Source organism: Amycolatopsis sp. NPDC004772, assembly GCF_053601215.1.
The window spans coordinates 1-26,369 of sequence record NZ_JBSGBK010000109.1 but is presented as its reverse complement, the minus strand read 5'-3'; the positions used below and the strand labels follow the sequence as shown (position 1 = coordinate 26,369).

Below are 26,369 nucleotides of genomic sequence, written 5' to 3'. Positions count from 1 at the left end.
TGTGGCCGTTCTTGTCTCTCACCCCGCCCGCCCCCCCGCGGCCCCCCGGCCGGGTGTTGGCTCGGGCGGGTTCTAACCCGCCTTACCACTCACGACCGGGCCGCGGGGGCCATCAGGGCGAGGCGGCAGCACAGCTGGTGGCGGTCGTCCTCCAGGGAAGCGCCGGTGAGCTGCTCGATCTTGCGCAGCCGGTTGAGCACCGTGTTCCGGTGGCAGTACAGCAGTTCGCCGGCGCGGCTGGGGGAGCGGTCCGCCCGGAACCACGCTTCCAGCGTCTCCAGGAGGACCCGGCGCTCCTCGTCCTCGAGGTCCAGGACGCGGCCGAGGGTTTTCGCCGCCAGCCGGTGGGCCAGCCGCGGGCTGGCGGCCACCAGCGCCTCGGGCAACCGGTCGTCGAGCACGGCCAGGCCCGGCACCTCCGGCGGCTGGGTGTCCAGCGCGATTTCCGCCAGCCGGTAGGCGATGCCGATCTCGGCGAGGCCGTCGACCTCGCCGGACAGGCCCGCGCGGTGGTGCAGGTGGGGCGTCAGCAGCCCGGCCAGCCGACCGGCGGTGCTCCCGCCCAGCTCGGCCAGCCACACCACCCGGTCCCGGTAGGGCGCCACGACCACGCGGATCCCCAGCGCCGCCAGCTCGGGGACCGGCACCACGTCCTCGGCCGCCAGGTCGCCGACGACCAGGACCACGACGTACCGGCCGTGCCCGGGCAGGCCCAGCTCGGCCTCGGCGTCCGCGGCGACGGCGGGGTCGGCGCCGCGGCCTTCGACGAGCACCCGGACCAGCCCTTCCCGGCGCCGGTTCGCCCGGGTCCGCAGCTGGGTCTCCCGCGACCGGTACCCCTCGACCATCGCCGTCGAGACGCGGTCGGTCGCCTGCCACAGCACCATCACGCTGTCGACGAACTCGGTCAGCTCGGCCGGTGACCGGCGGCGGGCCACGGCCAGCAGCATCTCCCACAGCAGCTCGGTGCCCAGCCGGAACAGGTGCAGCACCGCTTCCAGGGGCACGCCCTGTTCGGCGCGGCGGCGGCCGGTGGCCAGCGGCGCCGCGATCCAGCCGGCCCGCGTTTCGAACCCCTCGGTCATCAGGACCAGCGCGCTGCGGGCGTTGTCCATGAACGACTGCCGCATGTCCGCGGGCGCGACCCAGTCGCCGCGCGCGTAGAACGTCTTCTCCTCGACCGCGCCCCGCTCGGTCAGCCGGTCGGCGAACGACGGCAGCTCGGTGAGGACGACGGCGGCCACCTCGCGGATGACCCTCCTGGACGCGTGCGGATGCCCCGGCATCCGCCGACCATAGCGCCGCGGGCTGGGCCGGTGCCGCGAACTGCTTGTGCACGGCGCACAGCCGGGCCGGATCCGGGGCCGGCCGTCAGCTGTCGGTCAGCGGCCGTTGCCAGCCTCTCGCCGTAGCCCCGAATCCACCGTGAGAGGTAAGCGATGAGCCCTTCCGACGACATCGAGCGCACCCTGGCCCAGCTGATCGCGAAGGTGTCCGGCACCGACCCGGTGACGCTGTCCGCCGAACGCCCGCTGACCGGCCTGTCGCTGCGCGACGAGCTGGACATCGACTCGCTGGCCATGGTCGAGCTGACCGACGAGATCGAACTCAGCTACGGCCTGATCATCCCCGAGGAGAACCTCCCCTCCTTGCAGACCTTCGGCGACGTCGCCGCCTACCTGCGCGCGGCGGCGTGAACAGCCCGGACGTCGAGGTCGTGGTCACCGGCGTCGGCGCGACCACCCCGCTGGGCGGGGACGTGCCCGCCACCTGGCGCGGCCTGCTCGACGGCCGCACCGGAACGTCCACTCTGGACACCGCATGGGCGCGGGACTTCCCGGTGCGCATCGCCGCGCGGCTGGCCGCCGAACCCGACGGCGAACTGGCGTACGTGGAGCTCAAGCGGATGGACCGGGCCGAACAGCTGGCCGTGATCGCCGCGCGGCAGGCGTGCCGGGACGCGGAGCTGGCCGGCGACACGGTGGACCCCCTGCGCTGCGGCGTCGTGATCGGCACCGGCATCGGCGGCGCGACGACGCTGGTCGCCCAGCACGACGCCCTGCGGGACCGGGGGCTGCGCGCGGTGTCACCGCAGCTGATCCCGATGGTCATGCCCAACGGCCCGGCCGCGCTGGTCGGGCTCGCGCTGAAGGCGCGGGCCGGGGTGCACGCCCCGATGTCGGCCTGCGCGTCCGGGGCCGAGGCGATCGCCTGGGCGTGGCGGATGATCGTGGCGGGGGAGGCCGACGTGGTGGTGGCGGGCGGCACGGACGCCTGCATCACGCCGGCGATCATGGCGGGGTTCACCCGGGCGCGTTCGATGAGCACCCGCAACGCCAGTCCGGAAGCCGCGTCCCGCCCGTTCGACGCAGGCCGGGACGGCTTCGTGCTGGGGGAGGGCGCCGGCATCGTCGTGCTGGAGCGCGCGGACTTCGCCGCGGCGCGCGGCGCGAGGGCGTACGGCCGGCTCGCGGGCGTGGGCATGAGCAACGACGCCCACCACATCACCGCCCCGGACCCGGACGGCGCCGGGCAGTGCGCCGCCATGACCACCGCGCTGCGCCGGGCGGGCCTCGCGGCCGGGGACGTCGGCCACGTGAACGCGCACGCGACGGCGACGCCGCTGGGCGACCTGACCGAGAGCGTCACGATCCGGCGGGTCCTCGGCGACGGCCCGGTGGTCACCGCGCCGAAGGGCGCGCTGGGGCACCTGCTCGGCGGCTCCGGCGCGGTGGAGGCGATCGCGACCGTGCTGTCGGTCCGGGACGGCCTGGTCCCGCCGACGGCGAACCTCGAGACGCCCGACGTCCGGATCGGCCTCGACGTCGTGGCCGGCGAGCCCCGCCGCGTCACGCTGACCGCGGCGATCAGCAACTCGTTCGGCTTCGGCGGCCACAACGTGACGCTGGCGTTCGCCGGTGTCTAGAAAGGACAGTGCCATGCACGTGGCGATCGGCGGCGTCGCCGCCCACCTGCCCCCGGCTCTGGTCGGCGACCGCGAGATCGAGGAGCGCATCGCCCGCGAGAGCCACGGTTTCACCCCCCGGCCGGGCGCGATCGGCAAGCTCAGCGGGATCAGGACCCGGCACCGGGCCGCCCGGGGTGAACTCGCCTCCGATCTCGCCGTGGCCGCGGCCGCGAAACTGCTGTCCGGCGCCGGGCTCGGGGCGCACGAGGTGGATCTGCTCGTGTTCGCGTCCGCCTCCCAGGACCTCGTCGAACCGGCCACCGCGCACGTCGTGGCGGCCAAGCTCGGGGCGACCTGCCCGGTGTTCGACGTCAAGAACGCCTGCAACAGCTTCCTCAACGGGATGCAGGTCGCGGAGGCGCTGATCCGGAGCGGGCAGTACCGCCGGGTCCTGGTCTGCACCGGCGAGACCGGCTCGCGGGTGGTCCGGTGGCCGGTCGCGGACCGCGCTCAGTTCGTCGACTCCCTCGCCGGCTACACCCTGTCCGACGCCGGGGCCGCGATGCTGCTGGAGGCCTCGCCGGTGCCCGGCATCTTCCACCGCGAGTTCTCGGCGGACTCCTCGGCCTGGCACGTCGCCTCGATCCCGGGGCACGGCGGCGCGAACTCCCGCGACCTCGCCACCGACGGGTACATGCGGGGTGACGGCCGCACGCTGATGGAGTCCGTCGTGCGGGGGATCCGGCCGCAGCTGGACGCGGCACTGGCCCGCACCGGCCTGAGCCGGGACGACTTCGCGCTCTTCTGCGTCCACCAGGTCGGGGTGCCGCACCTGCGGGTGTTCCTCGAGTGCAGCGGGGTACCGGAGGACAAGCTCGTCGTGACGATCACCGACCACGGCAACGTCGCTTCGTGCAGCCTGCCGCTGCAGCTGAGCCTGGCCCGGGAAGCGGGCCGCTGCGGTCCCGGTGACAAGGTCGCGTTCATCGGGCTGGCCGGCGGGGTCAGCGTCGGCACGGTCTTCGCGGAGCTGACGTCATGACGCGCCTCTGGGTGATCATCCCCGCGTACAACGAGGAAAAGTGGATCGAAGGGCCGCTGCGGTCGCTCGCCGCCCAGCGTTTCCGCGACTTCACCGTGCTCGTCGTGGACAACGCGAGCACGGACGCCACCGCCGACGTCGTCCGCGCCTTCGCCGCCGCCCACCCCGAGATGGACGTCCGGGTGATCGGCGAGCCGCAGAAGGGCACCGGCGCGGCCTGCGACACCGGCATGCGCCAGGCCATCGCGAACGGGGCCACGCACCTGGCGCGGACCGACGCCGACTGCCTCGTCGCTCCACAGTGGACCGAAGCCGTCCTGCGGGGCTTCGCGGCCGGGCTGGAACTGATCGGGGGCCGGTTCAAGGCGCGCACCGACGACTTCGCCGTGCCCCGCACCGAGCGGGCCGTGCTGGCGTTCCTGGTGGCGTTCGGCGGGTACTGCGCCCGGTTCCGCCTGGCCAACCGCGGGCCGGCGTACCTCGGGCCGTACCTGCTCTGCGCGGGCGGCAACACGGCCATCACCGCGCGCCTGTACGAGCGGTGCGGCGGCTATCCCCGGACGTGCATCGAGGACGACCACGAAGATCGCACGCTGGTGAACCGCGTCCGGTGCGTCACCCGTGCCTACGGGCGGCGGCGGGACATGGTCGTGTACTGGTCGCAGCGGCGGACCAAGGCGTGGGGCATCCGCAACACCTTCGCCTGGTACACCAGCCACGGCTACCGCGGCGAAACGGTGGACGTCCGATGAGGGCGGGCGCGCACGAGCTGCGGGTGCAGCTGGCGGCGCACCCGCTGGTGTACCCGGTGGTCCGCGTCCTCGGCCGGCTCGGTCCCGCGGTCCGGGTGCCCGGCCTCGGGGTCGTCGTGAACGAGGCCTCGGCGGCCCGGGAGGTGCTGACCGACACCGACAGTTTCCGCAGCGGCGGCGGCACCGAGGCGGACCTGTGGACCCCGGTCTTCGGCCCGTCGATGCTGGTCAACATGGACGGCCCCGAGCACCGGGCCATGCGGCGCAAGCTCGCCGAGTTCTTCACCCCGGCCTACGTCCGCCGGCTGATCGACGCGGCGTGCACCGAGCCGCTGGCCCGCGCGGCCGAGGCCCTGCGCGGCGGCCGTCCGGTGGACGTCGTCCGGACGACGAAGATCGTCGCCGGGGCGGTGACCAGCGCGCTGGTCGGGTTCACCGTGACCGGCTCCCCGGCCGAGCGCGAGGCGGCGTACCTGCGGATGACCGGCCAGGCTACCGCGATCATCGGCCTGGTCAAGCTGGGCAAGCTCCGCCTGAACGACCGGCAGATCGCCCGGGCGCGGGCGATCGTGGCGGACATCGGCGCCGCCACGTCGCTCGCGTGGGCCGCGGGGGACGAGACCACGGCGGTCGGCCGGATGCGCAGCTTCGGGCTGACCGAGGCCGAGGCGCGGGGGCTCGCGTCCGCGTTCCTGATCGCGGGCACGGAGACGATCACCAGCCTGCTGCCCCGGATGGTGGCCCTGCTCCACGACCAGGGCGAGCTGGCCGCGGTCGCCGAGGCCTACCGCGAGGGTGATGCGGGGCCGCTGGAAGCCGCGATCCACGAGACGGCCCGGCTGATCACGCCCGCGCCGATCATCCTGCGCAACGCCGTCCGCGCCGGCCGGATCGGCGGGGTCGCCGTCCACGCCGGCGACCGGGTCGTTTTGTCGACTCTCAACTGCGCCCGGGCCCACGGCCGGTTCGACCTGGCCCGCGCGCACCCGCCGGAGCTGCGACGGCTGTGGTTCGGGGCGGGGCCGCACTTCTGCCTCGGCTATCCGCTGGCGATGGCCGAGATCCACGCCATCCTCGGCACCGTGGCCGCGGCGGGGCCGCTGCGGATCACCGCCCGCCGGGCCGCACCCGGGGTGCTGTTCCCCGCCTATCGGCGTCTGGAGGTCAGCTGCGCATGAACGATTTCGTGACCCGGTTCCTGGACGTCGCCGAGGAGCGGCCCGGCGAGGTGGCGGTCATCGACCCCGACGGCCGCACGACGACGTTCGGCGAACTGCGCCGACTCGCCGTCGAAGTCGGCACCGGACTCCGGGCCGAGGGCCTCGAGCCCGGCGACGGGGTGCTGTTCGCCGTCCGCAACTCGGCTCGGGCGATCGGCCTGTTCCTCGGCGCGCTGCGGGCCGGTGCGGTGCTCATCCCGGCCGACACCGCCGTCGGCCCGGCGCTGGTGTCCGCACGGTTGCGCGCCTACCGCCCGCGCTGGCTGGTCGCGGAGTCGCTGTTCTACACGACCAGCGTCGTGGGCCCGGCCCGGTCCTTCTGCCGCCGCCGCGGGTGGCCGGTGCCGGACCTGCGGCAGCCGATCGGCGACCCCGGCATCCGGCACGTCCACCTCGGCCGCCGGCTGCCGGGCGTCCCGAAATCCGCGCTGCCGCTGAAAAGCCTCCTCGGCCGCCCACCGGCCGCGGCACCGGAACGCGACCCCGACGCGCCCGCGTTGATCGTGTTCACCTCGGGCACCACCGAGCAGCCGAAGGGGGTCGTGCATTCGCTGCGGTCGCTCACCGCGGCCGTGACCATGCTGGGCGGGCACCTGCCGTTCGCGCCCGGGGACGTGATGCACGCCGACGGCATCGTGGCCGGCCTGCCGGCGCTGCTGGGCGGCGCCCGGCTCTCACTGCCGAAGCCGTCCGCGCCGCCCGAGCGGTTCGCCCGCGACCTCGCTGACCGCCGGGTGACCCACGCCTACGGCGTGCCGGTGCACCTGGCCGAGGTGTTCGGCGTCCTCCCGCGGTGGCCCGCGCACGTCCGCCACCTGGTGATGGGGTCCGCTCCCGCGGCACCCGCCGTGCTGCGGCAGGCGCTGGCGGCGGTCCCCGGCGGGCAGGTGCTCTCGATCTACGCGATGACCGAAGCGATCCCGATCGCGGCCGCCCGCGCGGAGGACAAGCTGGCCCACCTCGAGCAGGGCCTCCCGGGAGACCTGCTCGGCCCGCCGTCGCCCGGGGTGACCGCCCGGATCGCCGCCGACGGCGAACTGCTCGTGTCCGCGCCCAACGCCTGCCTCGGCTACCTGGGGGCGCCGCCGCGGACCGAGCTGGCCACCGGCGACCTGGCCCGCCTCGACGACGCCGGCCGGATCGTCCTGACCGGCCGCAAGAAGGACATGCTCATCCGCGGTTCGTACAACATCTACCCCGGGCTCTACGAGCCGTCGATCGCGCTGCTGGCCGGCGTCCGGGAAGCGGCGATGGTCGGGACGCCCGACCCGGTGACCGAGGACGAGAGCGTGGTGCTCGCGGTCGTGGCCGACCCGGCGGTGGACCCGGCCCGGCTCGTCCGGCGGCTCCGCAGGCAGCTGCCGGACCTGATCGACGCCGAAGCCGTGCCCGACCGGATCGTCGTCCTGCCGGAGCTGCCCCGCTCGGGCCGGTCCCGCAAGCTCGACCGCGGCCGCCTGCGCGAGCTGATGACCGCGAGCCGGCCGTGAGGCTCGCGGTGACCGGCGCGACCGGGTTCGTCGGCGGTGCGGTGTGCCGGGCGGCCGCGGCGGCGGGCTGGCAGGTGACGGCCTTCGGCCGGCGCGCCGCGGCGGACCCCGGCCGGCTCGGCGGGGCCGCGTACCGTTCGTGGGACATCGGGACGGCCAAGCTCGCCGACCCGCCGGGCGTCGACGCGGTGGTGCACTGCGCGGCCTCGGCGACCGACACCGGCGTGGCCCACGAGGTGTGGCGGACGAACCTGCTCGGCACCCACCACGTGCTGGCGTCCTTCCCGGACTGCCGCATCGTCCACGTCAGCAGCGCGAGCGTGTACGACCCGTTCCGGCCGACCGTGCGCGCCAAGGAGCACGAAGCTCCGGTGGACCGCTACCTGAACGCCTACGCAGCCGCCAAGGCCGCGGCCGAACAGCTCGTGCTGGCCATCGGCCGCGACGCGGTCGTCCTGCGGCCGCACGCCGTCTACGGCCCCGGGGACACCACCCTGCTCCCGCGGCTGCTGGAGAACGTGCGGTGCGGCCGGTTGCTGGTGCCGGGCAACGGGAAGGTGCTGGTCAGCATGACCAATGTGGACAATCTGGCCCGTGCCTGCCTGCTCGCCGCGACGGCCGCACCGGCGTGGCCGAGCGTGTTCAACATCGCCGACAGCGCGCCGGTGCCGATCGACTGGGCCCTGCGCGGCCTGCTGGCCTCGGCGGGCGTGCGGGTGCGGCCGGCGTACGTGCCGGCCTGCCTGCTCGCCCCGTTCGCCCGCCTGTTCCCGGGTGGACGGCTGAACCGGTACGTGATCAGCCAGTTCGCGGTGGAGCGGTCCCTGGACATCTCCGCGGCGATCGACCGGCTCGGCTACGAGCCGTCACCGACGGTGTTCCGGTAGGCGTGGTGGGTGTGGCGCTGGGGTTCCGCCACACCCACCACGGACCTGTCACTGTGCCCCACGCCCGGCGCGCCGGCACCGGCATTTTTGCCGTGCTCAGCCCCGCAGCGCGACGGCCGCCGGGCGGACGGCGACGTCGAGGTAGACCCCTTCGAAGGTGTCCAATGTGGAATCCAGGTCGTGCGCGGCGATCAGCGCGAGGCTCGCCCGGCCCATCGCCGTCCGGGCCGGCGCGTCGGTCAGCACTGCGGTGAGCCGCCCGGCCAGCGCCGCGACGTCGCCGGGCGGGTAGAGCCAGCCGTTGCGGCCGGGCCGGACGAGGTGGGGCAGCGCCATCGCGTCCGCGGCCACCACCGGTTTGCCCGCGGCCATCGCCTCCATGGTGACGAGGCTCTGGAGTTCGGCGGTGCCCGGCATGCAGAAGACGGTGCACCGCCGGTAGGCCCGGACCAGGTCCCCGTCCGGGACGAAGCCGTGGAAGGTCACCCGGTCCGCGAGGCCCAGCCGCTCCGCGAGCGCCTCGAGCCGGCCGCGTTCGCTGCCGTCGCCGACGAGCTCGACCCGGACGTCCGCGGGCAGGGAGACGGCCGCCTCCAGGAGCTCGTGGACGTTCTTTTCCGCGTCCAGCCGGCCGACGAAGAGCACGTTCGGCGCCTCGGCGGGCTCGTCGGGCGGGCCGGCGTAGTGCGCGCGGTCGATCCCGCAGGAGATGGCCAGGACGGGCCGGTGCAGGCCGTTCCGTTCGAGCAGCTGGGCCGCGCGCGGCGTCGGGGTGGTGCAGACGGTGGCGCGGCCGAAGACCCGGGCGAGGTCGCGCCACGCCAGCCGGATGAGCGGTCGGTGCGTCCAGCGCGGCAGCGGGCCGTAACCGAGCAGGTTCTCCGGCATGAAGTGGTTGGTGGCCACCACGGGAACGCCGGCCGCGGTGGCGGCGCGGACCGCGCTGCGGCCGACCAGGAAGTGCGCCTGGGTGTGCACGACGTCGGGGTCGATCCCGGCGAGCAGGGCCGGCACGGCCTTCGCGGTCCGCCACGGCGGGCAGACGCGGAACGTCGGGTGGAACGGCGTGCGCACCGAACCGAGCCGGTGGACGGTGACCCCGGCCGCCGTTTCGGTGCAGTCTTCGCTGGTGGGCGCCGGGCAGAGGACGTGGACGTCGTGCCCGCGGGCGGCCAGTCCCGACGCCAGGCGGGCGGCGAAGTTGGCGGCCCCGTTGACGTCGGGCGGGTAGGTGTCCGCGGTGATCGCGATGCGCAGTGGCCCCTCGCGCCGCGCCTGGCGTGCGGGCGCGGCGGGCGACGGCAGTTCGCGGGTCAGGAGCACGAGTCCGCCCACGGCGATCAAGCCGGGCACGGCGACGCCGGCGAGCTGGCCCGGAGTCAGTTCCCCGTAGGCGAAAACGCCGATGAGGACGGCGCTCAGCGGGTCGACGATGGTCGTCGCGCCGGCCACGATCGGCGCCGGTCCGCTGGCGTAGGCCTGGTGCAGCAGCCACGCCCCGGCGAGCGTCGCCGCCACGGCTTCGGCGATGACGAGGAGGGAGAACGGGGCGACGGCCGCCGCCCGGATCAGCGCCGAGGTGAACCCGAAGAGCACCGCCGTGCCGAGCGCGGACAACAGGGACCGCGTCCGGCCGCGGGTGTACCGGGCGGCCACGGCCAGCCCGGCCGCGACCGGCAGCGCCCACTGGGCGGTCCCGAGATCGGGGGCCGGCAGGGCGGTGTTCGCGGCCGTGGCGGAGAGCGCGACGAACCCCGCGAGCCCGGCGACGCTCATCGCCAGCGCGGCGAGCACGGTCCGGGTGAGCGGGGTGCGCGCCAGCAGGACGGTGAGCACCAGGGTGAGCACGCCGATCGGCTGCACGACGGCGAGCGGGGCCAGGGTGAGCGCGAGGACGTGCAAGGCGGCGCCGAGGCCGGCGAGCCCGATCCCGGCGTACCAGCCGGGGGTGCGCAGGATGGCCCGGACCCCGGACAGCCGCAACGCCGGGCCCGCGGTCGCCCCGCGGACGGCCCGGTGCTGGAGGTGGACGGTCCCGGCGAAGCAGCACGCGCCGGCGGCGGCGAGAACGATGGCGAGGGTCAGCACGATTTCCTCCCGGAACGCAGGACGGCGAGGGCCGGCTCGCCGAGCAGGACGAGGTAGACGACGAAGACGAGCCGTTCGGCGAGCCCTTGGAACAGCGGGCCGTCGAAGCCGCGCGAGGGCGCGAGCAGCACCGGAAGCTGGCTGAGCAGGAAAACCGTGAGGGCGGCCCACGCCCAGTCGGTGTGCCGCCGCAGCCGGACGGCGAGGGCGTGGTGCACCGGGTGGCCGGCGACGTCCCGGGCGAGCAGCCCGGCCGCGGCGGGCAGGCTGACGAACAGGACCAGGCCCGCGAAGCGGTGGATCTCGGCGGAGAGCGTCATCGGCGCGCCGGTGGGGATGGTGGGGAAGAAGGCGCAGAGCGTCAGCCCCCCACCCCAGCAGCCGGCCAGCGCGACGACGGGCCGGGACACGGGCAGCCCGGCCTTGCCGAGGCCGACCAGCAGGAACCCGGTCCCGGCGGCCAGGGCGAGCACGCCGACCCCGAATCCGGCGGCGGCGGGGGAGAGGGCGTAGTCGCTGATCACCTGCCGGACGGGATCGACGGGTTGGGTGACGTGCAGGAACAGGGTGGTGGCCACGGACAAGCCGAAGCACGCGATGGCGGCGGTGGCCCAGACCCGGGCCTGGCGCGATCCCGCTGCCGCGGACGGCGCGGGACGGATCGTTTCGACGGAGGACACGATTCGAAGTTCGGGTCCGCGGATGAAAGAACCTTAAGAGCCGCCGCTGGGCCGGTTAAGAAACGCGGTCGCTCTTCAGCCGCACGCGCATCTCGGCGCCGCCGCCGGGCGCCGCGCCGGCGACGACGCGGCCGGCGTGTGCTTCGACGATCTGGGCCACGATGGCCAACCCGAGCCCCGAGCCCGGCATCGACCGGGCCGCGGTGGCACGGTAGAAGCGCTCGAAGACCTTGGGCCGGTCCTCTTCGTCGATGCCCGGCCCTTCGTCGGTGACTGTCAGGTCGGCATGGCCGTCCGAAGTGGACAGGCTGACCCGGACGGTCCCGCCCGGCGGACTCCATTTGGCCGCGTTGTCGAGCAGGTTCAGCACCACGCGGGACAGCCCGCCCGGCTGGCCGGTCATGCTCGCGGGGGCGGTCGAGACGGCGAAGACGACCTGCGGCCAACGCGCCCGCGCCCGGATGACGGCGCTGTGGACCACGTCGGCCAGGTCCAGAGGTCCGAACGGCTCGGGGTCGGTGTTCTCCGCGGCCAGTTCGACCAGCTCGGTGGTGAGCGTGGTCAGCTCTTCGGCCTGCACCCCGAGGTCCCGCAGCAGCCGGGCGCGGTCGTCGGGGGCGAGGACCCGGCCGGAGGCGAGTTGCTCCTCCGCGTACGTGAGCAGTTCGACGTTGGTGCGCAGGCTGGTCAGCGGGGTCCGCAGCTCGTGGCCGGCGTCCTGGACGAGCTGCTGCTGGGCGGCTTTCGACGCCGCGAGCGCGGTCAGGAGGTGGTTGACCGCGGTCGCGAGCCGGGCGATCTCGTCGTGGCCGGCGACCGGGATCGAGCTGTCCAGGTCCTGCGTCTCGGCCACCTTCTCGACGGCCCCGGTGAGCCGGTGGACCGGGCCCAGGCCCGCCCGCGCGACGCCCCAGCCGACCACGCCGGCGAGGGCGGTGCCGGCGAGCCCGATCCAGGTGAGCAGCACGCGCAGGTCGTCGAGGGTCCCTTCGATGCCGATGACCCGGCTGGCGACCTGCACCGCGCCGCCGCCGGGCCGGGGTACGGTGCTCACGCGGTAGACCGTCTCGTCGTCTTCGGGCCCGGCGCCGGCGAGGTCCTGGCCGCTTCCGCGCGCCGCGACGCGGGCGGCCGGGGACGTCACCGGTCCCAGCCACTCGGCGCCCGCGGTGGCCGCCACCGGCTGCCCCCGGTCGTCGAGGAACCGGACGACGAAGGGCGGCGGTGTGCCGGCGACGACGAGCAGCTGCCGGATTTCGGACGGCAGGTCGTCGTCCGACCAGTCGCCCGGCAGCTCGTCGGCGCCGTGCAGGGCGCGCAGCGCGTCCTCCGGTGTCGCCGCCCGCACCGCTTCGGCCGTGTCGGCGCGCATCCGGAGGTCCAGGTTGTCGTACATCCGGCCGTGCATCAGCCACCAGCCCGCGAGCGACACGACGACCACGGCGAACGCGACGCCGAGCGTGGAGAGCATCGCGACCCGCGCGCGCAGGGTGAGCTTGCGCCGTCCCAGGCCGCGCAGCAGCCTCACAGGGGGTCCTCGCGCAGGACGTAGCCCACGCCGCGGACGGTGTGCAGCAGCCGGGCGGCGCCCTCGGCTTCGAGTTTCTTCCGCAGGTAGCCGAGGTAGACGTCGAGGCTGTTGGAGCTGTTGCCGAAGTCGAAGCCCCAGACGTGCTCGAACAGGACGGTCCGGGTGAGCACCTGCCGCGGGTGGCGCAGGAAGAGCTCGAGGATGGCGAATTCGGTGCGCGTCAGCCGCACCGGACGGCCCGCGCGCACGACCTCCCGCGTGGCCGGGTTGAGCGCAAGGTCCCCGAAGCGGAGATCGGCGGGGGCTTCGGGGACGGCTTCGTACCGCGCGCGCCGCAGCAGGGCCCGCACCCGGGCGAGCAGCTCCTGGAGGGAGAAGGGCTTGGCGAGGTAGTCGTCGGCCCCGGCGTCGAGGCCGGCGACCCGCGCGGTGACGTCCCCGCGCGCGGTGAGCATGAGGACGGGCACGAGGTTCCCGGCCGCCCGCAGCCGCCGGCAGGTTTCCAGGCCGTCGAGCACGGGCATGGTGACGTCGAGGATGACGCCGTCGGGTTCGCGCTCCCGGATGACGTCGAGGGCGGCTTGCCCGTCCTTGGCGACCTCGACGGCATAGCCCTCGAAGCGCAGGGTGCGCGACAGGGAGTCGCACACGGCATCCTCGTCGTCGGCGATCACGATCAGCACCCTGCCGATTCTCCGAGGCGGCGGGAGCGGTCGCCAGGCGGGGTTTTAAGAAACGGCTAAGAACCGGGAGCCCCCGTGGAGGGCACGCCCCCGACGACGCGCCCTTCACGGGTGGGCCTGCAGCGGCCGGGCTGTCCCGGCGGAGGGCGCGACCCCCAACGACGCGCCCGCCACCGGGTCGCCCCGGCATTCCCCCTCTTTCGCCGTGGCCCTAGGGTTTCCGACGCCGTCCTCGTTTCGTCCTCGCGCCGGCATTCGCCGCTTCACCTGCGCGTTCGGCGAAACCGGCCGGTCCGATGACCAGGGGGTGGCGATGAGGTTCCGGATCCTCGGGACGCTGGAAGTGCGGGTGTCCGGGAGCCGGATCACCCTGGCGAGCCCGCGGCAGCAACGCGCGCTCGCCGTGCTGCTGCTCAACGCCGGCGCCGTCGTCCCGGTGGAACGCATGATCGACGCGCTCTGGGAGGACGAGCCGCCGGCGACCGCGGTGAAGCAGGTGCGCAACTGCGTTTCCGCGCTGCGGGGCCGGCTCGGCGAGCTCGGCGGGGCGATCGTCACCGACGGCCCCGGCTACCGCCTGCAGATCGACGGCGACGACCTCGACGCCCTCCGGTTCCGCCGGCACGTCGCGGCCGCCCGGGGACTCGCCGGGCAGGCCAAACTCGTCGACGCCGTCGAGGAAATCCGCACCGCGCTCGCCCTGTGGCGCGGCCCGGCGCTCGACGGGCTGCGGACCACCACGCTCGCCGGCCGGGCCGCGCTGCTCGACGAACAACGCGCCGAAGCCGTCGAACTCTGCGCCGAATGGCGGCTGCGGCTCGGCGAAACGGCCGAAGTCGTCCGCGAGCTGACCGAGTTCTGCGGCGAACACCCGACACGCGAACTGTCCCACCTGCTCCTCATGCGCGCCCTCGCGAAAGAGGGCCGCTACGCCGAAGCCTCGACGCTGTTCCACGGCCTGCGCCGGCGGCTGGCCGACGAACTCGGCGTCGACCCGAACCCCGACCTGCGGCGGCTCCACGACCGGATCCTCGCCGAGTCGGCGCCCAGCGCCGAGGAGCCCGAGCCGGAAGTGCCGCCGCAGCACCGGTTCGACCGGGCCGTCACCGAACTGGCCGAAGCCGTCACGTGGCAGTGGCGCGCCGAAGCCGAGCTGCGTTCGCTGCACCGGCCGCAGCCGATCATGCTGCGCTGGTCGTCGGCCGCGCGCGCCGGGAAGCCGCGGGGCGATCTCGACGACATCGCGGCGACGTTCACCGCGCTGCCCGTGCGGCAGCTGGTGGTGCTCGGCGATCCCGGCTCCGGCAAGTCCGTGCTCGCCCTGATGCTGACGCTGGACCTGCTGCGCACCCGCGCCCCGGACGCGCCCGTCCCCGTCCTGTTGTCGCTGGCCTCGTGGGACCCGCGGCGCGAGCACCTCGACCGGTGGCTGGCGGCCCGGCTCGCCGAGAACCACCCGGCGCTGCTCACCACCCGCGAGTACGGGACCGACGCCCCGACCCGGCTCGTCCTCGGCGGCCACGTCGTCCCGGTCCTCGACGGCCTCGACGAGATGCCGGCCGACCTGCGCGTCGCGGCGCTCGACGCGCTCGACCAGACCGTGGGCGCCGGACGCTCGCTGGTGCTGACCTGCCGCTCGGCCGAGTACGAGCAGGCGACCCGCGAATCCGGCGCGGTGCTGAGCGCCGCGACCGTGGTGCGGCTCGAACCCGTCGCCCGGCAGGAGGCGATCACCTACCTGACGGCGCGGCAGGGCGAAGACCGCTGGCAGCCGGTCGCCGACCGGCTGCGGCGCGAGCCGGAGTCGGCACTGGCCCGGGTGCTGCGGACGCCGTTGATGGTCGACCTCGCGCGGATCGGCTACGGCCGGCCGCCCGCCGATCCCGCGGAGCTGCTCGCCGCCGAAGACGCCGGAGTCCTCGAAGGACAGCTCCTCGACTCGTTCGTCCCCAACGCCTACGCGCAGGTGCCGCAGCCGCCGGGCCGGAACCCGAAGACGAGCCCGTCCGGGCGCTACACCGCCGAGCAGGCGACCCGCTGGCTCGGGTTCCTGGCCCGCCACCTCGAACGCGCGCGCAGCCGCGACCTCGCGTGGTGGCAGCTGTACCGCGCGGTGCCGGTCGGCACCCGCTCGGGCCTGATCGGCGTGCTGATCGCGCTGTTCTTCGTCGTCACCGGCTGGGTCGACGACGGCCCGGTCCTCGCGGCGATCTACGGCCTGTCCTTCGGGGGCGCCGCCTATCTGACGCACCGCTTCGGCCGTCCGCCGGAGCCGCTGCGCACCGAACTGCGCTTCGCCGGGGCGGCCGGGAAGTTCGCCGGCCGCTTCGCGATCGGGGCCGCGGTGGGTGTCCTGCTCGGCCTGGGCTGGTCGCTGGCGGCCGGCCTGGTCGTCTTCCTGGCGCTGGTGTTCGGCCTGGTGTTCGCGGTGCACGTGTGGCTGGCGAAACCGGTCGACGCCAGCCGCGTGGCGAGCCCGCGGACGATCCTGCGCAACGAACGGACGGGCGCGATCGCGCTGTCGGTGTCGTTCCTGGTGTCCCTCGGGCTGTTCGACGGGATGGCGTTCGCGTTCACCGCCCAGACGCGGTTCCTCCCGGTGCTGGGCGGCCGCTACGACCTGGCGCTGGCCGTCGCGGGCGGGATCGCGGGCGCGTCGTTCGGCTTCTTCATGGCCCGCGGCGTGGCGGCGGTCTGCTACGGCGTGGCGGGCGCCCTGGCGGGCGGCCAGGTGTTCCCGGCGGCGACGAACCCGGTGGCCCCGTTCGTGGTCGGCGTGTGCTTCGGCGTGGGCATCGGGCTGGCGGTGCTGGTGACCCGGGCCTGGGGCAACTACTTCGTCCACCACGTGTGGCTCGCGGCCACGGGCCGCCTCCCGTGGCGCCTGATGCACTTCCTCGACGACGCCCACCGGCGCGGGGTGCTGCGCCAGGCCGGAGGCGTCTACCAGTTCCGCCACGCGCGGGTCCAGGAACACTTGGCGGCGGTGAACTCCGACGAGTAGGCCAGTTTCGCAGAGATCGATCTTCGTGTGGTTGCCGTATCGCGCGTCGCGGCGGCCCGCCCAATCTTCCGCCGCCGGACTGTCACCCGATGCATTGGGCGGCTACGGTGTGGGCCTGGCGCGGGCAAGTCAGTAGGTGTGCGGTGGACGAACCTTCGGATGCTTGAGGTCGGGACGTGGCCGGTCGTGAGTCGGGGTAGTCAGGACGGTCTGTTCCGGGAGGAACGCTACCTGGCGGCGTGCGGCCTCGCGCCGCGTCATGTCGAAAGGATGTCGGATGCCGTCAAAGAGAATACGGCCTGGCTGATTCTCTACGTTCTTCTCGTGATGACCGTCATGTATTTCTCGATGTACGCTTTGTTGGAACCCGCTGTCCGGGCCAGATTGCCGCTGGGTGGCTTCCCGGGTGACCCGATCGTCTCCGTCGTCGATCTCGCGGTGTTGGTGGTGGCGGTGGGGCTGCTGCTGGCTGCTTGGCGTTTCGGGCCGCGACGCCGGCTCCTGGCGTCGGCCTTCCGATGCACGGAACTCCTGCTGGAGCTGGGGGCCGACTCGTCCGACGGCGGCGGCACGGAGTCGGCTGAACGAGTGCTGATGTTGCGTAGTCTCGCCGTGCGCCGACGGCGGCGCGTTGCACGGGTGGCATGGGCGATCACGCGGGACACTGCGCGGTGCGCCGGCCGGCCTGCGACAGCCGGCGAAACGGTCGGCGAATTGCTGCTCTGGTTCGCAGAGAACCCGGCCGATCGGCGGCGGCGCCCGATCGTGGCTGCGCACCTGGTCGAGCTGGTCGCCGCCGTCGCGGACAACCTGCCTCTTCCGCACGCGCAATTCGCGCCGGCCGCGAAGTACCGCACCACATCACCGCGCGCGGCCTTGCTGATGCAACTGCGGGCGTTCGTCAGGAGCGCGGTCGTCAGTGGTGCCATCCTGGCGGTGCTGACGGCGATCCTGCGGATCTGGCTGGGGTGAGCACGGCCCGGCGCCGTCACCCCGCGGCGACGGCGAGGTCCTCCGGCGGCGCCCACAGCGGCACGCCGTCCGCGCGTTCGGGGTGCAGCCAGTGTTGCCGCGCGGCCATCTCCCGTGCCACGTCCAGGAACGCCCGGACGCTCTCCGGCGGCTCGCCATCCCGCCACGCCAGCGACCACGGGTACACCGGCTCCAGCTCCTGCGGCCGGTACACCGGGATCCCGAGCTCGGCGTACCGCCGGGCGTAGCTGTCGAACTCGAGCAGGTAAGCGCTGTCCCGTGCCCGGGTGAGGGCGGCGTGGCACGTGTCGAACGTGCCCGGGTTGCCCAGCCAGCGCAAGGTCAGGCCCGTGTGCTGCTCCAGAGAACTCAGGTACCGGCCGTGCACGTTGTACAGCGCCGTGCCCGGTGCGTCGGCGAAAACCTCGATCGGACGTTCGTGCACCGACACCGCCGGGCGGCGCGGGTCGCCCGGGCGGCCGACCAGGCGGAACGGCTCCAGCCGCAGCAGCTCGTGCTGCCAGCCCGCCGGGTTCGCCGCCTTCAGCGCGCTCGTGACGCGGATGATCGCGACGTCCAGCTGGTCCTCGAGCAGCGCGGTGAGCTGGCGGGCGCTGTCCATCTGGCTCTGCACGAGCCGGATGCCGGGGTGGGCGGTGTGGAACGCGTCCGCGACCCGCCGGCTCGTGTCCAGCTCGAAGATGTGGGCGATCCGCACGTGGTGCGGGGCGGGCTCGCGCAGCATCAGGTCGGCGGTCGCCAGCAGCTGCCGGGCCAGGTGCAGGAACCGGTCGCCGCGCGGAGTGAGGGCCACGTGGCGGCTGTCGCGGACCAGCAGGGCGCCGCCGACGTCGGCTTCGAGCTTACGGATCTGCTTCGACAGCGCCGGCTGGCTGATGAAGAGCTTCGCCGCCGCGCGGCCGAAGTGCAGTTCGTCGGCGACGGTGACGAAGTACCGCACCAGCCGGAGGTCGAGGTCCACGCCGACGATGCCACCACGGCTATCGATCCGGGCGCAACAGGTCTTGGACGTCGGCGCCACCGGTCGGGTTGGCTGGGGACAGTGCTTTCGAAGAACTGGAGGATCCGATGGCCGGCACCCCCGTCGTGTTCATCCACGGGCTGTGGCTGCACGCCACCTCGTGGACCCCGTGGATCGACCACTTCCGGGCGGCCGGGTACGCGCCCGTGGCGCCGGGCTGGCCGCATGAGCCCGAAACCGTCGAGCTGGCGCGGGCGAACCCCGAAGCCGTCGCGGACACCAGCATCGACGAGGCCACCGAGCACTACGCGGCGATCATCGCCGGCCTCGACCGGCCGCCGGTCGTCATCGGGCACTCCTTCGGCGGCCTGATCACCGAGAAGCTGCTGGGCCAGGGGATCGGCCTGGCCGGCGTCGCCATCGATCCCGCGCAGATCAAGGGCGTCCTGCCGCTCCCGCTGGCGCAGCTGCGGGCGGGCCTGCCGGCGCTGGGGAACCCGGCGAACCTCCACCGCACGGTGTCGCTGACCGAGAAGGAGTTCCGGTTCGGCTTCGGCAACGCCCTGAGCGACGCCGAATCGGCGGAGCTGTACCGGCGCTGGACGATCCCGTCCCCGGCCCGGCCGCTGTTCCAGGCGGCGGCCGCGAACTTCGTGCTGCACTCCCAGGCCGCGGTCGACACCGGCCGGGCGGACCGCGGCCCGCTCCTGCTGATCTCCGGGACGGCGGACCACACGGTCCCGGACGTCGTCACGCGCTCGACGTTCAAGCAGTACCGGGATTCCACCGCCGTCACCGAGCTGAAGCAGTTCGAGGGCCGCGGCCACTCGCTGACCATCGACAGCGGCTGGCGCGAAGTCGCCGACGCCGTCCTGGCCTGGCTGCGCGAGCAGGGGGTCTAGCCGGTGGACCTCGGACTGGACGGCGCGGTCGCGGTCGTCACCGGAGCCAGCCGCGGCATCGGCCTGGCCGTCACCGAAGTCCTGGTCGCGGAAGGCGCGCACGTCGTGGCGGGCGCGCGCGTCCCGGGGCCGGGCCTGGAGGCCCTCGTCGAGGCGGGGAAGGCGCACGCGCTCGCGGTCGACCTCGGCACCGCGGACGGCCCGGGCCGGCTGGCCGAGCTGGCGGTGGCCGAGTTCGGCCGCATCGACGTCCTGGTCAACAACGTCGGCGCGGTCGCGCCCCGGCCGAACGGCTTCCTGCTGGTGACCGACGAAGACTGGACGCGCTCGGTGACGCTGAACCTGCTGAGCGCGGTCCGGGCCACCCGGGCGGTGCTGCCGACGATGGTCACGGCGGGCCGGGGGAGCATCGTCACGGTCGCCTCGGTCAACGCGGTCCTGCCCGACCCGGGCGTGATCGACTACAGCGCGGCGAAAGCGGCGCTGGTCAACTTCACGAAGTCGCTGTCGAAGGAGTTCGGCCCCCGCGGCATCCGCGCGAACGCGATCAACCCGGGCCCGGTCGCGACGGACCTGTGGCTCGGCACGGGCGGCGTGGCGGAAACCCTGGCGGCGACGACGGGCGCGAGCCCGGACGCGGTCGCGGACGAAGCAGCGGCCCACGCGGTCACCGGCCGCTTCACCCGGCCCGCGGAGGTGGCGAACCTGGTCGCCTTCCTGGCCGGTGGCCGGGTGGCGGGCAACATCACCGGCGCGACATTCGCCATCGACGGGGGCTATGCGACGGAAATTCACTGAATCCGGATCCGAATTGAGTAGGGTCCGGATCGAGTTGAGTAATGCCGATCCCTCAAGTGATCTCCGTGGTGTGCCGACAATGGGGCGTACGGACGAGAGGGGTCGAGGGAACCGTGCTGAAAAAATCACAGGTGGGAGAAGTCGCACGCCTGTTCATCGAGGGCGTGGAATCGATGGACGTGCTCACGGACACCCAGCAGCGGCTGGTGGATCTGGTGAAAGAGCACCTCGGCGGTGTCGCCGAAACCGCCGCGAAAGATCCGGGCGGCGAAGAAACGCTCACCGCGGAACTGGCGGCCCGGGCCGGCGCGGACGCCGGATTCGCGCGGAGCCTCGCCGAGTTGCTGCGCGAATACCGGCCGCAGGATGTCGACCAGAAGGCGCAGGCCCGTGACGGGGACGCCGTCGTGCTGAACGGCAACGGCACCGTGGTGACGCGATCCTGGTTCACCCGGATCAAGAAGGTCGTCTCCCGGAACAAGAAACTGTCGCTGGTGTTCCTGAGCATCACCCTCAGCTGCGGGGGAACGGTGTTCCTGCTGGCCCCGCACGACGACAGCGGCACCGTGGCCACGCAGCCGAAATCGGACGGCGTCACGTCGATCACGTCGACCGTCCCGCAGGCACCGAGTTCCGTCCCGGTCCTGCCCACCCAAGACCTGCCCGTCCTCCCGGCACCCGGCACCGGTGACGACGGGGGCAACCCGGCACCGGGCGGCGGCACGCGTCCTCCGCTGACCGGTGGCCAGGTGCCGACCGGTCAGGTTCCGGGCACCACCACGCCGAAAACCGGTGCCACGACGGCGCAACCGCGGCTCGCGACGACCACGGACCTGGCGAAGGGCCTGCCGGGGACGTCGGTCAACTTCTCCGGCACCGGCTACACCGCCTGCCCGGCCGAGGGCACCCGCAAGGTCGACGTGCTCTGGGACGGGTACGGCACCGGGAACACCGTAACCGCCGGGCCGGACGGCCGGTTCGCCGTGCGGTTCACCGTTCCGGAGTCCGCCGGCCCCGGCGCGCACTACCTCTACGGCCGGTGCGTCGACGGCGGCGAGTGGTCCCGGAGCACGTTCACCGTCACCCCGCCGCTGCAGGTGACGACCACGCCGGCCCGCGGCCGCGCGGGCAGTTCCGTGCAGGTGCACGGCACGCAGTACGGCGGTTGCCCCGATTACGGCGACCGGAGCGTCAACGTGCTCTGGGACGGCGCGGCGATCGGAACCGCGGTGCCGATCCGGGCGGACGGCACGTTCACCGCGACCGTCACCGTTCCCGCGGGCACGGGCGACCATTACGTCACCGGGCAATGCCGGGACGGCGGCCAATGGGCCAGGACGATATTCACGGTCACCCCGTAGCCGATTGACCGCGAACGCGATTCCCGGATTCGCTATGCTGGCGGGTCGTGAGCAGCCCGTGGCCGTTCGTCGGCAGAAGTGCCGAGCTCCGGCAGATCGAAACCGCGATGCGGGAACGGGACGGCGTCGTTCTCGTCGGCGACGCGGGAGTGGGAAAAACGCGGCTGGCCTACGAAGCGGTCGGCGCCGTCGACCCCCGCCGGACGCTGGGACTGTGGTTTCCGGCGACGGCGGCCATGACGTCGATCCCGTTCGGAGCGCTCGCCCAGGGCCTGCCGTCCGTGCCGGAGAGCGTCAGCCCGGCGGAACTGCTCCGCCGGATTGCGGACGCGCTGACCAGCCGGGCGGGCGCCCGCCGGCTGGTGCTCGGGATCGACGACGCGCACCTGCTCGACGAGCTCTCCGCCGCACTGGTCCACCAGCTCGCCCAGGCGGGGCGGGTGTTCGTGCTGGTGACCGTCCGGGCCGGGGAACGCGTCCCGCCGGCGATCACCGCCCTGTGGACGGAGGACCGGGCCGCGCGGCTGGAAATCCGGGCCATGACGCACGAAGACGTCCGCGAGGTGCTGGCCGCGGTGCTCGACGGCCCGGTCGACGGCGTGACCAGCCGGCGGATGTTCGAGCACACCCGCGGCAACATGCTGCTGCTGCGCGAACTGGTGAACGCCGGCCGCGAACGCGGCGCGCTCACCGAGATCGCCGGCGTGTGGCAGTGGACAGGTCCGTGGGTGGTGGTGCCCCGGCTCGCCGAGGTCATCGCCGAGCGGATCGGCAGGCTGGAACCGGACGAGCAGGAAGTCCTCGAGCTCGTCGCCTACGGCGAACCCGTCGGTGCCGACATCCTCGTCGGGCTGACCAGCCAGCGGGCCGTGCTGGCGGCGGAGTCGAAGAACCTGCTGTGGACCCGGCAGGACGGGCGGCGCGTCGACGTGCGGGCCGGGCACCCGCTCTACAGCGAAGTGATCCGCGCGCGGCTGCCGCCGCTGCGGGCCCGGGTCGTCCGGCAGAAGCTCGCCGACGCGGTCGCCGCCACCGGAGCCCGGCGGCGCGACGACTGGATCCGGATCGCGATCTGGCGGCTGGACGCGTCCCTGCCGATCGAGCCGGACGTGCTCACCGCCGCGGCCCGCCAAGCGTTCGCCGCGCTCGAACTCCCCCTCGCGGAACGGCTGTCTCGCGCGGCCCTCGACGCGGGAGCGGACGTCGCCGGGGGCGAGGTGCTGTGGCGGATCCTCTTCCTCACCGGGCGGCCTGCCGAGGCCGAGGACGTGATGGCGCAGGCGGCCGGGGCGCCGATGTCCGACGGCCAGCGCGGCGACTGGGTGATCGGCCGGGCGTACAACCTCTTCTGGGGCCTGCACCGGATCGACGCCGCGCACGAGGTGCTGCGGGAAACCCGGGCGGTGCTCGGCGACCGGGCGTGGCAGGACGAGATCGACTTCCTGCACTGCGTGTTCGACCTGCTCTCGGGGCAGCCGCGGAAGTCGCTGGAGGCGACCACGCGCCTCGCCGCCCGGCCGGACCTCAGCCCGCGGGTCGGCGCGCAGCGGCTGCTGTCCGAGGGCATGGCCCTGGTCCAGCTCGGTCGCTCGGCCGAGGCCGCGCAGCGGCTCGACGACCTGGAGGACGAGCTGGCGCTGTGCGCGCAGATCCCGTGGGTCCAGGAGTCGCGGGCGTTGTACCGGTGCTACGCCGACCTGTTCGCCGGGCGGCTGGACGAGGCGGGGACGCGCGCCGAGCAGTTCTACGCGCACGCGGTCGACACGCAGTGGGACTTCCCGCTCATCCTCTCGTGCGGCGCCCTGGCGCAGGTCGCGCCTGCGCGGCCGGGTCCGCACCGCGGCGAGCTGGGCCCGGGAGGGCCGCGCCCTCGCCGCCAAGCAGGTGTCGGCGATGTTCCGGGCGCACGTGATCGGGGAGGCGGCCCACGCCGAGGCCCTCGCGGGGAATCCGGCGGCCGCCGCCGAAGCGCTGGCGCAGGCGGACGAGCTCCGGTCACCCGCCGAAGGGCTCCTGCAGCCGTGGACCGAGCTGGCGCGGCCGTGGGTGGCGGCCGCGGCCGGCGACACCGGGCGCGCGGGCGAGCTGGCCCTGGCCGTCGCCGGGTTCTGCCGCGCCCAGGGTGCGCCGGTGTTCGAAGCGTTCGCCCTGCACGACGCCGCCCGCGTCGGCCGCCCCGGCGGCGCCGCGGAGCGCCTGCACGAGCTGGCCGCGGCCACCGAAAGCGAGTTCCCGCGCGTCTTCGCCGACCACGCCGCCGCGATGCTCGGGCCGGACCCCGCGGCACTCGCCGACGTCGGGCAGCGGTTCGCCGACCTGGGCACCGACCTGCTCGCCGCCGAGGCCTGCGCCCAGGCGGCGCGGGCGTTCCGCGCGGCGGGCGACCCCGCGACCGGCCGGCGGCTCCACACCCAGGCGATGCTGACGCTGAGTGGCTGCGAGACGGCGACGACCCCGCTGGTCGCGGAGATCACCCGGCTGCAGCTGACCGCCCGCGAACGCGAAGTCGCGCGGCTCGCCGCCGCCGGATTGTCCAATCAGGACATCGCCGACCGGCTGGTGCTCTCCGTGCGGACGGTCGGCAACCACCTCTACCGGCTGTACCCGAAGCTCGGGATCACCGACCGGTCCGGGCTCGCCGGGTTGTCGTTCCCGCAGGAACCGGATCGCTGAGGTCGCCGGACGTGCGCCCCGACCGTGGGGACTTCCCACAATTGTGCCGGCCCGCGGACGTCCCTATGCTCGCCGCCATGTCCGCTTCGCCGTCCGGGCGGCCTCGGGGCCTGCTGCGCTGGCCCACCTACGTGATGGGGCAGCTGCACCGCAGCGGGACCGGCCGGATCGACACCGCGCTGGCCGGGCACGGGGTCGCCCTGCGGGACTACTACGTCCTCGTCTGCATCGGCGAGGCCGGGCCACTCTCGCAGCAGCGGGTCGCCGACCGGCTCGGCTTCGACCGCAGTGACCTCGTCAAGGTGCTCGACCGGCTGGAGGCCGCCGGCTGGGTGTCCCGCGAGCGCGACACCGAGGACCGGCGCCGGCACGTGCTGACCCTCACCGAGCCCGGTCAGGCCACCGTCGGCAAGGTCGGAGAGGTCTCCACCGCGGTCACCGGCGAGCTGCTCGGCCGGCTGAGTCCCGGCGAGCGGGAGACCCTGCACCGGCTCCTGCTGAAGGCCTTCGGGGAACCCTCCGCCTGATTCGCCGGAAGAGGGTGGTCTTGCCGGACGATCTTGGCTAGCGTGACCCCAGCCGGGCTGCCGCGCGCGAGGGGGACGCAGGAGTGCTGGGAGTTCGACCTGCCGTGGGGTCCGCCGCCCCGGACGGCCGGGCGCGGGCGCCACCGCCGCCACGCGCCGCCGTCGTCCGCAGTTCCGCATCACCACCAGGGGGAACCCCATGCGAAGATCTCGTGTTCCATTCGTCGCCGCCGTCGTCTGTGCCGGGGCGGTGCTCGTCCCGTCGTCGGCCGGCGCCCTCGCCGGCGGGCAGCCGGTCGCCGACGGGGCCGACCGGTTCGCCGTCAAGATCACGACGGACACCGGGGCCTGCTCCGGCGCCCTGATCGCTCCACAGTGGATCGTCACGGCGGCGGCCTGCTTCCCCGGCGCCACCGCGCAGCCGGCCGCGCCGGCGAAGCCGACCACCGTGTACGCCGGGCAACCCGACCTGCGCACCGCCGTCGCCCACCGGGTGTCCACAGTGGTCGCCCGCGCCGACCGGGACGTGGCGCTGGCGAAGCTGACCCACCCGGTGGCCGGCGTCACCCCGCTGCGGGTCGGCAGCCGGCCGCCCGCCGCCGAGACCGTCCGGATCACCGGCTACGGCCGCACGGCGACCGAATGGGTGCCGAACCGGGCGACGACCGCGTCGTTCACCCTCGGCACCACCACGCCGACGACGGTCGCGGTGACCAGCCCGGCGGGCCAGGACCCGTGCCTCGGCGACGCCGGCGGCCCGCTGCTGCGCACGGGCACCGACGGCGGGCTCGAGCTCGCGGGCGTCCTGAGCCGGTCGTGGCAGCACGGCTGCCTCACGGTGACCGAGACCCGGCAGGGCGCGGTCGCGGCCCGCACCGACGACCTCGCGGGCTGGATCTCCGACCAGGTCACGCCGAAGTCGGTCCGGTTCGTCAACCACTACTCCCAGCGCTGCCTGGCCGTCCAGGGCGCGAACAACGTCGACGACGCGCCGGCGTTCCAGTTCGACTGCCCGGCCGCCTACGCCGACCAGGCGTGGGACATCGAGCCGCAGGCCGCCGGCGGGGTGCTGCTGCGCAACCAGTTCACCAAGAGGTGCCTGATCGTCCACGCCACCGGCAGTGGCAACGGGACGCCGCTGCAGCAGTACGAGTGCCTGCCGCAGTACTCCGACCAGCTGTGGGACATCGTCCCGGTCGACGGCGGCGTCCAGCTCAAGAACCGGGCGACCGGTGGCTGCGCGGTCGTGTTCGGCGCCAACAACGTCAACGGGGCTCCCGCGGCCCAGTACGAGTGCTTCCCGCAGTACTCCGACCAGGTCTGGGAGATGGCCCCGGTGCCGGACCCGGTGCAGGTCGTCAACCGCGCCTCGGGCCGCTGCCTGATCGTCCGTGGCGCGGACAACGTCAACGACGCGCCCGCGGTCCAGTACGACTGCCTGCCCCAGTTCCAGGACCAGGCGTGGGAGATCGACCCGCAGCCGGCGGGCGGGGTGCTGGTGCGCAACCACTACACGAAGAAGTGCCTGATCGTGCACGGCGCCGGCAACGTGAACGGGCAGCCGCTGCTCCAGTACGAGTGCCTGCCGCAGTTCACCGACCAGCTGTGGGACGTCGTCGCGGCGGACGGGCACGTCCAGCTGAAGAACCGGGCGACCGGCCGGTGTGCCGGGGTGGCGAGCGTCGGCAACGACGTCACCGCCGCGCAGTACGACTGCACGCCGCAGTCCGGTGACCGGGTGTGGGACATCCTCCCGTTCCCGAAGACGCCGTAAGCACCCGCACCTGCGGCTGATGGGCGTGCAGGTCTACATGGGCACCCGGATCCTCGACGAGGAACCGATCGTCGAGAACACGCGGCGCATCTTCG

General features: G+C 73.9%; 21 protein-coding genes and 1 pseudogene. 16 read left to right on the top strand and 6 right to left on the bottom strand.

Annotation, left to right across the window (positions count from 1 at the left end):
• Positions 1-89: 89 nt before the first annotated feature.
• The gene (locus ACWEF6_RS38385; RefSeq protein ID WP_449687440.1) at positions 90-1,286 is read right to left on the bottom strand and encodes a PucR family transcriptional regulator; all 1,197 of its coding nucleotides are present in this window, start codon (positions 1,284-1,286) and stop codon (positions 90-92) included.
• A 153-nt stretch (positions 1,287-1,439) separates the two neighbouring features.
• On the opposite strand from ACWEF6_RS38385, the gene ACWEF6_RS38380 reads away from it, so the two are divergent.
• From ACWEF6_RS38380 to ACWEF6_RS38350, 7 genes are read left to right on the top strand one after another with little or no spacing between them, the layout of a single operon-like run.
• On the top strand, positions 1,440-1,697 hold the full coding sequence (locus ACWEF6_RS38380; protein WP_449687439.1) for a phosphopantetheine-binding protein: 258 nt from the start codon (positions 1,440-1,442) through the stop codon (positions 1,695-1,697).
• On the top strand, positions 1,694-2,926 hold the full coding sequence (locus tag ACWEF6_RS38375; RefSeq protein ID WP_449687438.1) for a beta-ketoacyl-[acyl-carrier-protein] synthase family protein: 1,233 nt from the start codon (positions 1,694-1,696) through the stop codon (positions 2,924-2,926). The genes ACWEF6_RS38380 and ACWEF6_RS38375 overlap by 4 nt, the downstream gene beginning before the upstream one ends.
• A 13-nt stretch (positions 2,927-2,939) precedes the next feature.
• On the top strand, positions 2,940-3,950 hold the full coding sequence (locus ACWEF6_RS38370) for a 3-oxoacyl-ACP synthase III family protein (protein ID WP_449687437.1): 1,011 nt from the start codon (positions 2,940-2,942) through the stop codon (positions 3,948-3,950).
• Positions 3,947-4,702: a glycosyltransferase family 2 protein gene (locus ACWEF6_RS38365; RefSeq protein ID WP_449687436.1), complete on the top strand. Its 756-nt coding sequence runs from the start codon at positions 3,947-3,949 to the stop codon at positions 4,700-4,702. Before ACWEF6_RS38370 ends, ACWEF6_RS38365 begins: the two co-directional genes overlap by 4 nt.
• Entirely contained in the window at positions 4,699-5,880 is a 1,182-nt protein-coding gene (locus ACWEF6_RS38360; RefSeq protein ID WP_449687435.1) for a cytochrome P450, read from the top strand. Before ACWEF6_RS38365 ends, ACWEF6_RS38360 begins: the two co-directional genes overlap by 4 nt.
• Positions 5,877-7,412 carry a class I adenylate-forming enzyme family protein gene (locus ACWEF6_RS38355; RefSeq protein WP_449687434.1) on the top strand — a complete coding sequence of 512 codons (1,536 nt, stop codon included), beginning with the start codon at positions 5,877-5,879 and terminating at the stop codon, positions 7,410-7,412. The genes ACWEF6_RS38360 and ACWEF6_RS38355 overlap by 4 nt, the downstream gene beginning before the upstream one ends.
• Positions 7,409-8,299 carry an NAD-dependent epimerase/dehydratase family protein gene (locus tag ACWEF6_RS38350; protein WP_449687433.1) on the top strand — a complete coding sequence of 297 codons (891 nt, stop codon included), beginning with the start codon at positions 7,409-7,411 and terminating at the stop codon, positions 8,297-8,299. Before ACWEF6_RS38355 ends, ACWEF6_RS38350 begins: the two co-directional genes overlap by 4 nt.
• 96 nt (positions 8,300-8,395) lie before the next feature.
• Here ACWEF6_RS38350 and ACWEF6_RS38345 read toward each other — a convergent pair whose 3' ends face one another.
• From ACWEF6_RS38345 to ACWEF6_RS38330, 4 genes are read right to left on the bottom strand one after another with little or no spacing between them, the layout of a single operon-like run.
• Positions 8,396-10,387, bottom strand: a complete 1,992-nt coding sequence (locus ACWEF6_RS38345; RefSeq protein WP_449687432.1) for a glycosyltransferase — start codon at positions 10,385-10,387, stop codon at positions 8,396-8,398.
• Positions 10,381-11,067 (bottom strand): DUF998 domain-containing protein, encoded by a 687-nt coding sequence (locus ACWEF6_RS38340; RefSeq protein WP_449687431.1) that lies wholly within the window; start codon positions 11,065-11,067, stop codon positions 10,381-10,383. Before ACWEF6_RS38340 ends, ACWEF6_RS38345 begins: the two co-directional genes overlap by 7 nt.
• A 55-nt stretch (positions 11,068-11,122) precedes the next feature.
• Entirely contained in the window at positions 11,123-12,595 is a 1,473-nt protein-coding gene (locus ACWEF6_RS38335; RefSeq protein ID WP_449687430.1) for an ATP-binding protein, read from the bottom strand.
• Positions 12,592-13,281, bottom strand: a complete 690-nt coding sequence (locus ACWEF6_RS38330) for a response regulator transcription factor (protein ID WP_449687429.1) — start codon at positions 13,279-13,281, stop codon at positions 12,592-12,594. The genes ACWEF6_RS38335 and ACWEF6_RS38330 overlap by 4 nt, the downstream gene beginning before the upstream one ends.
• Positions 13,282-13,594: 313 nt before the next feature.
• Here ACWEF6_RS38330 and ACWEF6_RS38325 point away from each other — a divergent pair, with 313 nt between their 5' ends.
• Both ACWEF6_RS38325 and ACWEF6_RS38320 read left to right on the top strand, forming a co-directional pair.
• On the top strand, positions 13,595-16,285 hold the full coding sequence (locus tag ACWEF6_RS38325; protein WP_449687428.1) for a BTAD domain-containing putative transcriptional regulator: 2,691 nt from the start codon (positions 13,595-13,597) through the stop codon (positions 16,283-16,285).
• 159 nt (positions 16,286-16,444) lie between these two features.
• Positions 16,445-17,257, top strand: a complete 813-nt coding sequence (locus tag ACWEF6_RS38320; RefSeq protein WP_449687427.1) for a hypothetical protein — start codon at positions 16,445-16,447, stop codon at positions 17,255-17,257.
• 16 nt (positions 17,258-17,273) lie between these two features.
• On the opposite strand, the gene ACWEF6_RS38315 is transcribed toward ACWEF6_RS38320, so the two are convergent.
• Positions 17,274-18,239 (bottom strand): LysR family transcriptional regulator, encoded by a 966-nt coding sequence (locus ACWEF6_RS38315; protein ID WP_449687426.1) that lies wholly within the window; start codon positions 18,237-18,239, stop codon positions 17,274-17,276.
• Positions 18,240-18,346: 107 nt separating this feature from the next.
• Here ACWEF6_RS38315 and ACWEF6_RS38310 point away from each other — a divergent pair, with 107 nt between their 5' ends.
• The 7 genes and pseudogenes from ACWEF6_RS38310 (at position 18,347) to ACWEF6_RS38280 (ending at position 26,274) form a co-directional block, all read left to right on the top strand.
• Positions 18,347-19,141 (top strand): alpha/beta hydrolase, encoded by a 795-nt coding sequence (locus ACWEF6_RS38310; protein WP_449687425.1) that lies wholly within the window; start codon positions 18,347-18,349, stop codon positions 19,139-19,141.
• A 3-nt stretch (positions 19,142-19,144) separates the two neighbouring features.
• Positions 19,145-19,939: an SDR family NAD(P)-dependent oxidoreductase gene (locus ACWEF6_RS38305; protein ID WP_449687424.1), complete on the top strand. Its 795-nt coding sequence runs from the start codon at positions 19,145-19,147 to the stop codon at positions 19,937-19,939.
• Between the two features lie 131 nt (positions 19,940-20,070).
• Positions 20,071-21,300 (top strand): hypothetical protein, encoded by a 1,230-nt coding sequence (locus ACWEF6_RS38300; protein WP_449687423.1) that lies wholly within the window; start codon positions 20,071-20,073, stop codon positions 21,298-21,300.
• A gap of 107 nt (positions 21,301-21,407) precedes the next feature.
• A pseudogene (locus tag ACWEF6_RS38295) lies at positions 21,408-21,674 on the top strand (hypothetical protein); the annotation flags it as partial.
• Between the two features lie 1,519 nt (positions 21,675-23,193).
• A complete protein-coding gene (locus tag ACWEF6_RS38290) occupies positions 23,194-23,973 on the top strand; it encodes a response regulator transcription factor (protein WP_449687442.1) in 780 nt (259 codons plus the stop codon).
• A 77-nt stretch (positions 23,974-24,050) separates the two neighbouring features.
• A complete protein-coding gene (locus tag ACWEF6_RS38285) occupies positions 24,051-24,500 on the top strand; it encodes a MarR family winged helix-turn-helix transcriptional regulator (RefSeq protein WP_449687441.1) in 450 nt (149 codons plus the stop codon).
• A gap of 199 nt (positions 24,501-24,699) precedes the next feature.
• Complete coding sequence (locus tag ACWEF6_RS38280; protein WP_449687422.1) at positions 24,700-26,274, top strand: RICIN domain-containing protein; 1,575 nt, start codon at positions 24,700-24,702, stop codon at positions 26,272-26,274.
• Positions 26,275-26,369: the final 95 nt, after the last annotated feature.